Here is a 7,137-nt window from a genome sequence, read left to right on the forward strand (position 1 = left end):
GTGATGCGCTCGAAGGAGCCGGGGACGGGCAGCGGCCTGGGGCCGGTCAGCCGTCCCTCCGCGTCCTCGCAGAACGTGACGAAGTCGGTGAAGTAGAGACCCTCCTCGTAGAGCTCGTTCGTGGCGTACACCAGATTGCCCAGAGAGGTCTGGGCCGAGCGGATGGCGAGGACCGCGGTGCCTGCCACCGCCAGCGGGATCGCGGCGACGGCGAGCAGGATGCCGAGCGCGACGTAGACCAGGGCGGCGCCGAGACCGCCGAGCGCCTCGCCGACGAGCCTGGCCGTCATCTGCCGCCGGGCCAGGCGCAGCATGACGTCCTGCTCCGCGCGGGCGACGGCGTCGTAGACGCGCAGCAGGAAGCCGCGCATCGTGAACGAGCGCACCTCCGCGGCCGGCTCGCGGTCGGCCAGCAGCTCGGCCACGATCCACTTGCGGCGGTGCACGGGGATGAGGGCGTAGAGGGTGGCGTAGCGCATCTTGGCGCTGCGGACCAGCGCCCAGGCGTCGGGCAGCACGGCCAGCAGCAGGAGCGGCAGCAGCACCGGGTGCAGCACGCCCAGCACGCTCGCCACGGCGGCGATGCCGACGGCGGCGGTGACCAGGTCGATGGCGCTGCGGACGACCGCGTCGGCCATGGCCACCCCGCGCAGCCTGGCGCGCTGCAGCGCGTCGTGGAACTCGGGGTCGTCGTAGGCCACCAGGTCGACGCGGCTGGTCAGGCCGTACAGGCGCTCCTCGGTCAGCCGGCTCACCTGCGGGGTGAGGCGGGCCTGTGCCCAGCCCGCGCCCGCCTGCGCCGTCGTGCGCAGCACCGCCGCGCCCGCCACCAGCGCCAGGCTGGGCAGCGCGGCCATGACACGGTCGGGGGTCGGGCCCTCGCTGAACAGCGCGGTCAGCACCCCCGTGGTGGCCAGCAGACCGAACGCGGTGAACACCCCGGTCAGGAGGTTGAGCGAGATCGTCGCCACGGTGTCGCGCGGGCTGGCCCGCCAGGCGGTGCGCATCGCCTGGCCGACGAGCGCGGGCAACCGGCGGGCGATGGTGAGGAAGCCCACCTCGGCGAGCTTGTCCATGTGGGCGTACCAGTCGGAGAAGGAGATCTCGCCGAGTTCGAGCGGCTCATCAGCCATGTCGTGAGTGTTCCCGCCGGCACGGGCTTTCACGTACGCACAAGGGCCTGCATACACAGATCGTCGTATGGACGAATGCCGTTCAATGGCCCGTGCACTTGTCTACACATGGCCGCGCCTGTCGCGCTTACATCGTCGAATGGCCATGTCAGCGCATGTGCCACGGCTCTCTGCACATCTACCGTTCTACGTGTGATCGACCGCACCGCGCGTTCCTCGCCCCTCGCGTCGGGGGCGTCGCGGCCGATCGGTCGGGGACGTCACGCGTCCGCACGGGGCCGGATCTTCTCGGAGGGGTGGGGGTCCGGCCCCGGGCGCGTGACAGCGGGCTCGGGCCGCGCAGGGCTCGAGCCCGCCCTTTCATCTGGCCCCGCCGTTTCTTCTGGCGCCGCTCTTTCTCCCGGCCCCGCTGGTTCTTCGCGCTGAGGCTGGAATATGCGGAGCTGTTACCGCTCATCCCTTGACGCACGGCTGCCGGAAGTGGGTTGATAGCCGTTGTTGACAACGTTGTCAAATCACCGACTTCGGGGGGCTTCGAAGGGATGGTGTGGGGATGCGACGGTGGTTAGCGGCCGTATCGATCACGATGGTGAGCGTGCTGGGCCTGGCTGCCTGCGGCGGCGGAGGCGGCAGCACCGCGACCGGACAGTCGCCCGCGGCGAGCGGCGGCAAACAGCAGGTTGAGGTCTTCTCATGGTGGACGGGCCCCGGCGAGGCCGACGGCCTCCAGGCCATGCGGAAGATATTCGAGGAGAAGAATCCGAACTACACCTTCTTCGACGCGGCGGTGGCCGGCGGCTCGGGTGACAAGGCCAAGGCGCTGCTGCAGTCGAAGTTGCAGGCCAGCACCCCGCCCGACACCTTCCAGGGGCACGCGGGCGCCGAGCTGCAGGGCTACATCAAGGCCGGCAACCTTGAGGACCTGACCTCGCTCTACGACGAGCTGAAGCTGAAGGACGCCTTCCCCGCGCAGCTCGTCGAGCAGATCAGCGTCGAGGGCAAGATCTACTCCGTGCCGGTGAACATCCACCGCTCCAACGTGCTGTGGTTCAACCCGGCCGTGCTCAAGGACGCGGGCGTGGCCGCGGCGCCGAAGACGATCGAGGAGTTCATCGCGGCGCTGGAGAAGGTCAAGGCCAAGGGCAAGGTCCCGCTGTCCATCGGGTCGGAGTGGACGGTCACCCACCTGATGGAGAGCGTGCTGCTCGGCTCGCTCGGCACCGACGCCTACAACGCGCTGTTCAAGCCGGGTGCCGACTGGAACAGCGCCGAGGTGACGAAGGCGCTGGAGAACTTCGCCAAGATCCTGTCGTACGCGGGCGACCCGCAGGACGACTGGCAGCCGGCCGCCAAGCAGGTGGCCGACGGCGAGGCGGCGTTCAACGTCATGGGCGACTGGGCGTACGGCTACTTCCACAACCCGCCGGAGGGCGGGCTGGGCAAGACGTCGAAGACCGACTTCGACTGGGCGCCGGCTCCCGGCACCGAGGGCACGTACCTGTGGCTGTCCGACAGCTTCACGCTGCCCAAGGGCGCCAAGAACCGGGACGGGGCGCTGGCCTGGCTCAAGGTCGCGGCCAGCAAGGAGGGGCAGGACGCCTTCAACCCGAAGAAGGGCTCCATCCCCGCCCGCAAGGACGCCGACCAGGCGCTCTACACCGACTACCTGGCCGACGCGCTGAAGGACTGGTCCAGCAACAAGCTGGCCGGCTCCATCCAGCACGGCGTGGCGGTGAACCAGCCGTGGCTGGCCGCGATCAACGAGGCGGTCGGGCTGTTCATCGGCAGCAAGGACGTCAAGGCCCTGCAGCAGGGCCTGGCGGACGCGGCCACGGCCAACGCCCAGTAAGTCGGTGAAACCGCAGGATCACTGCAGGATGCGGCGGGCGCCGGTGCGCGCCTGCCGCATCCGTGAGAGGGAATGCTTGTGAGGCGGGCGCGTACGTGGCTGCCCGGACTCCTCCTCGTCACGCCGTCGATCGTGCTGATCGGCGTCTTCGTGTACGGCATGCTCGGCTGGAACTTCCGGGTCGCCATGACCGACCAGCACGATGCCGTCTCCGAGGGGAAGTTCGTCGGGCTGCAGAACTTCGTCGACATCTGGGATCTGCCCCGGTGGCACCTGTCGGTGAACCACGCGATCATGTTCACGGTCGTGTTCGTCCTGGGGGCGCTGCTGCTCGGGTGGCTGCTGGCGTTCCTCATGGAGAAGGGCGTCAGGGGCGAGGGCACCTTCCGCGCGATCTACCTGTTCCCGATGGCCATCTCGTTCGTGGCGACGGGGATCGTGTGGCGGTGGCTGATGAACTCCGGCACCGGGGAGCGGGCGGTCGGGCTCAACCGGCTGTTCGACTGGATCGGGCTGCCGCAGTGGCAGTGGTTCCGGGACCCGGACTGGGGGATGGCCGCGATGGCGCTCCCGGCCATCTGGCAGATGTCCGGATATGTCATGGCACTCTTCCTGGCGGGGTTCCGCGGCGTGCCCGAGGAACTGCGCGAGGCCGCGCGGGTGGACGGCTGTACCGAGTGGGGCGTCTACCGGCACGTGGTGCTGCCCCTGCTCAGGCCGGTCACGCTCTCCGCGCTGATCATCCTGGGGCACATCTCGCTCAAGGTCTTCGACCTCATCGTGGCGGTGTCCGGCAAGCAGATCATCACGGACGTGCCCGCCGTGTTCATGTGGGTGGCGGTGTTCGACTCGAACGACCCGGCGAAGGGGGCCACGATCGCCTCCTACATCGTGCTCAGCGTGGCGATCTTCGTGATCCCGTACCTGGTCTGGTCGGTGCGTAAGGAGAGGCGATCATGACGGCGGTGGCCGGACGCAGGGCGGCGGTGTTCGGCTGGACGAAGTTCGGCCTGCTGATCCTGTTCGTGTTCGTCTTCCTCATCCCGATCTACGTGCTGCTGGTGACCAGCTTCAAGCCGCTCACCGAGGCCGACCCCGGCCAGGCGTGGAACCTGCCGCAGACGTGGACGACCGAGGCGTGGCGGGTGGCCTGGGAGAAGCTGGCCCCCGGGCTGTGGAACAGCGTGCTGCTGGCGGTGCCGGGGTCCCTGTTGTCGTGCGCGCTGGGCTCCATGAACGGCTACGTGCTGTCCAAGTGGCGCTTCCCCGGGGCGGACGTGCTGTTCACGCTGTTCCTGTTCGGCATGTTCATCCCGTACCAGGGGGTGATGATCCCGCTGGTGCAGCTGCTGGTGTGGGTCGACGAGCAGGCCGGCCTGCAGGGCGTCTTCTACGGCGGCATCCCCGGCCTGGTGCTGGCGCACGTCGTGTACGGCATCCCGATCTGCACGCTGATCTTCCGCAACTACTACGTGACCATCCCCGACGAGCTGATCGAAGCCTCGCGGGTCGACGGGGCCGGGATGTTGCGGGCGTACTGGTCGGTGGTGCTGCCGGTGTCCGCGCCGGCCATCGCCGTGGTCATCATCTGGCAGTTCACCTCGCTCTGGAACGACTTCCTGTTCGCCGTCTTCCTGACCGGGCCGACGAGCTGGCCCACGACCGTGATGCTGAACAACATCGCGGGTGCGCAGGCCACCCCGTACAGCCAGCAGATGGCGGCGGCCATCCTGGCGTCGATCCCGACGATGGTGATCTACGTGGTGCTGGGCCGGTTCTTCATGCGCGGGCTGATGGCGGGGGCGCTCAAGGGGTGACCCCACAGCGACCCTCCGAGCGCCCCCACTGCGCCCACCTGTGGGGACCCCTTCAGGGGGTCGCCAGGTGGGCGAGTGGCTCGCCGCGTACGTAGCGGGCCACGTCCGCCGCCACGATCGAGGCCGCCTTCATCGCGGTCTCCTTGCTGGCCCCGGCCAGGTGCGGGGTCATGACCAGGTTCGGCGTGGTGAGCAGGCGTGAGCCCGCCGGGATGGGCTCCTCGGGGAAGACGTCCGTCGCCGCGCCGAACAGGTGGCCGGAGTCGAGGGCGTCGCACAGGGCGTCGTAGTCGAGCAGCGCGCCCCTGGCGCAGTTGACCAGGACCGAGCCCCTGGGCATTGCCGCCAGCTCGGCGGCGCCGATCATGCCGGCCGTCTCGGAGGTGGCGCGGGCGTGCAGGGAGACGAACCGGGAACGCCGCAGCAGTTCGGGCAGCTCCACCTTGCCGGGCACGTCCACGTACGGGTCATAGACGAGCACCTCCGCGCCGAAGCCCTCCAGCATGCGGGCCACGCGGCGGCCGATCGCGCCGTAGCCGATCAGACCGACGGTGCTGCCGTCCAGCTCGGGGCCGACATTGTCGTAGGTGTAGTAGTCGCCCCGCCACACGCCGCCCGCGAGGTCCGCGTGGGTCTGCGGGATGCGGCGGGTGGCGGCCAGCAGCATCGCCAGGGTGTGCTCGGCGGTGGCGACGGCGTTGCGGCCTGGCGCGTACGTCACCGCGACCCCCGCCTGAGCGGCGGCCTCCAGGTTGGCGTTGACCGGGCCGCCCCGGCTCACGCAGAACAGCCGCAGGTCGGGGGAGGCGTCCAGGACGCGCTTGGTCAGCGGCGCCATCTGGGTCACGCACACCTCGACGCCGCGCAGCGCCTCGATCAGCTCGTCCTCCACGTCGGAGGCCTCGTCCACCTCCCCCACCCGGCCGAACGGCTGCACCGGCCACGGCAGCGTCAGCTCGCTGATGTCCACCTCACCGGGGACCTCGCGTCTGAGAGCGTCGCCGAACAGGCTGTTGCGGACGAAGTGATCGCCGGCGGCAAGGATCCGGATGGTCAACGAACGGCTCCAATCGGGGAGTTGTACTGCAGCAGCGCCACCCGGCCGGCCTTCAGGCGCAGCTCGGTCAGGGCGCAGTTGTCCAGGCGCGGGAACAGCCGCCGGTACTCGCCGAGCGGCACCCCGATGAGCCGGCACAGGGTCAGCCTGAGGGCCGTCGTGTGCGCGACCACCAGGACGCGGCCGCCGGGATGCGCGGCGGCGATGTCGTGCAGCGCGCCGGCGAAGCGGGCGGCGGCCTCGTGCGGGTCCTCGCCGTCCGGTAGCGGGTTCGCGGCGGGGTCGGCCTCGAAGGCGGCGCGGGCCTCGGGGAAGCGGGCCGCCATCTCGGCCGAGGTGAGGCCCTCGCCCTGGCCGAAGTCCAGCTCGCGGAGCCGGGCGTCGGTCCGTACCGGCAGGCCCGCCTGGTCGGCGGCGGCCTGCGCGGTGATGCGGGCCCGGCTGAGCGTGGAGGCCCACACGGCGGCCAGGCCCGCGCCCGCGGCCCACCCGGCGAGCTGAGCGGCCTGCTCGTGGCCGCGCGGGGTCAGCTCGATGTCGCTGATGCCCGCGTAGCGGTTCTCGGCGTGCCAGACGGTCTCGCCGTGGCGGACGAGCACGAGGTCGGTCATGAGGGGGTCCTCTCGCGGACGAGCGTGGCACCGGTCGTGAGGCCGGTCGTGAGACCGGTCATAGGGCCGGTCGTGGGGCCGGGGTCATGGGGTGGCCCGCTCGCGGGCGTGCGCGGCGGCCTCGGGGTCCAGCCAGCCGCGCCGCTCCAGCTCGGTGACGAAACGTACGTACGCCTCGCCCAGCGAGGCCCCTGACGGCTCGACCACGGCGCGGGTCCTGATCATGCGGGCCGGGTCGCCGCCCGCCAGCACGGCCATGCCCAGCGCGGGCTCGGCGTTCTCCCGCAGCGTCACGGGCCGCTCCAGGACGTCGGCTCTGAGCTGGGTCCAGTAGGCGCTCCTGGTGGCCCCGCCGGTCAGGATGATCTCGCCGTCCACCGGGGCGCCGAGCAGGTCGAGGTAGTCGAAGCAGAGCCGTTCGACGAAGGCCGCCCCGAGCAGGATCGCGGCGTACCGCTCGACGTCGTCGGCGGGCTCCCCGAGCGTGAACGACTCGGCGTCCGGCGCGGCGAAGGGGAACCGCTCACCCCGCGAGACGAGCGGATAGGTGACGACCCGCGGCGCGCCCGCGCGCCCGCTCGGGACGCGCGCACCGGAGAGCCTCGCGTCCGGCGCGCGGCGCGCCTGGGGGCCGTAGCGGGCGGCGGCCCGGGCGCTCAGGGCGTCGAGG

At 70.8% G+C, this 7,137-nt stretch carries 7 protein-coding genes; 3 read left to right on the forward strand and 4 right to left on the reverse strand.

All coding sequences use genetic code 11. The features are described 5' to 3' along the window. Window positions 1-1,133: ABC transporter ATP-binding protein (locus ABFX54_RS55340; protein ID WP_487047342.1), on the reverse strand; the 1,133-nt coding region annotated here is incomplete at its 3' end. A 553-nt stretch (window positions 1,134-1,686) separates the two neighbouring features. On the opposite strand from ABFX54_RS55340, the gene ABFX54_RS55345 reads away from it, so the two are divergent. From ABFX54_RS55345 to ABFX54_RS55355, 3 genes are all read left to right on the forward strand, one after another. Next, window positions 1,687-2,982: an ABC transporter substrate-binding protein gene (locus ABFX54_RS55345; RefSeq protein ID WP_346115383.1), complete on the forward strand. Its 1,296-nt coding sequence runs from the start codon at window positions 1,687-1,689 to the stop codon at window positions 2,980-2,982. 72 nt (window positions 2,983-3,054) lie between these two features. Then, window positions 3,055-3,942, forward strand: a complete 888-nt coding sequence (locus ABFX54_RS55350) for a carbohydrate ABC transporter permease (protein ID WP_346115384.1) — start codon at window positions 3,055-3,057, stop codon at window positions 3,940-3,942. After that, complete coding sequence (locus tag ABFX54_RS55355; protein ID WP_346115385.1) at window positions 3,939-4,799, forward strand: carbohydrate ABC transporter permease; 861 nt, start codon at window positions 3,939-3,941, stop codon at window positions 4,797-4,799. The genes ABFX54_RS55350 and ABFX54_RS55355 overlap by 4 nt, the downstream gene beginning before the upstream one ends. 52 nt (window positions 4,800-4,851) lie before the next feature. On the opposite strand, the gene ABFX54_RS55360 is transcribed toward ABFX54_RS55355, so the two are convergent. The 3 genes from ABFX54_RS55360 to ABFX54_RS55370 all read right to left on the reverse strand — a co-directional run. Continuing rightward, a complete protein-coding gene (locus tag ABFX54_RS55360; protein WP_428834669.1) occupies window positions 4,852-5,856 on the reverse strand; it encodes a 2-hydroxyacid dehydrogenase in 1,005 nt (334 codons plus the stop codon). Further along, on the reverse strand, window positions 5,853-6,467 hold the full coding sequence (locus ABFX54_RS55365; protein ID WP_346115386.1) for a histidine phosphatase family protein: 615 nt from the start codon (window positions 6,465-6,467) through the stop codon (window positions 5,853-5,855). The genes ABFX54_RS55360 and ABFX54_RS55365 overlap by 4 nt, the downstream gene beginning before the upstream one ends. Window positions 6,468-6,551: 84 nt before the next feature. After that, window positions 6,552-7,137: FGGY-family carbohydrate kinase (locus ABFX54_RS55370; protein WP_346115387.1), on the reverse strand; the 586-nt coding region annotated here is incomplete at its 5' end.

This window comes from Nonomuraea maheshkhaliensis, assembly GCF_039529435.1.
GTDB lineage: Bacteria > Actinomycetota > Actinomycetes > Streptosporangiales > Streptosporangiaceae > Nonomuraea > Nonomuraea maheshkhaliensis.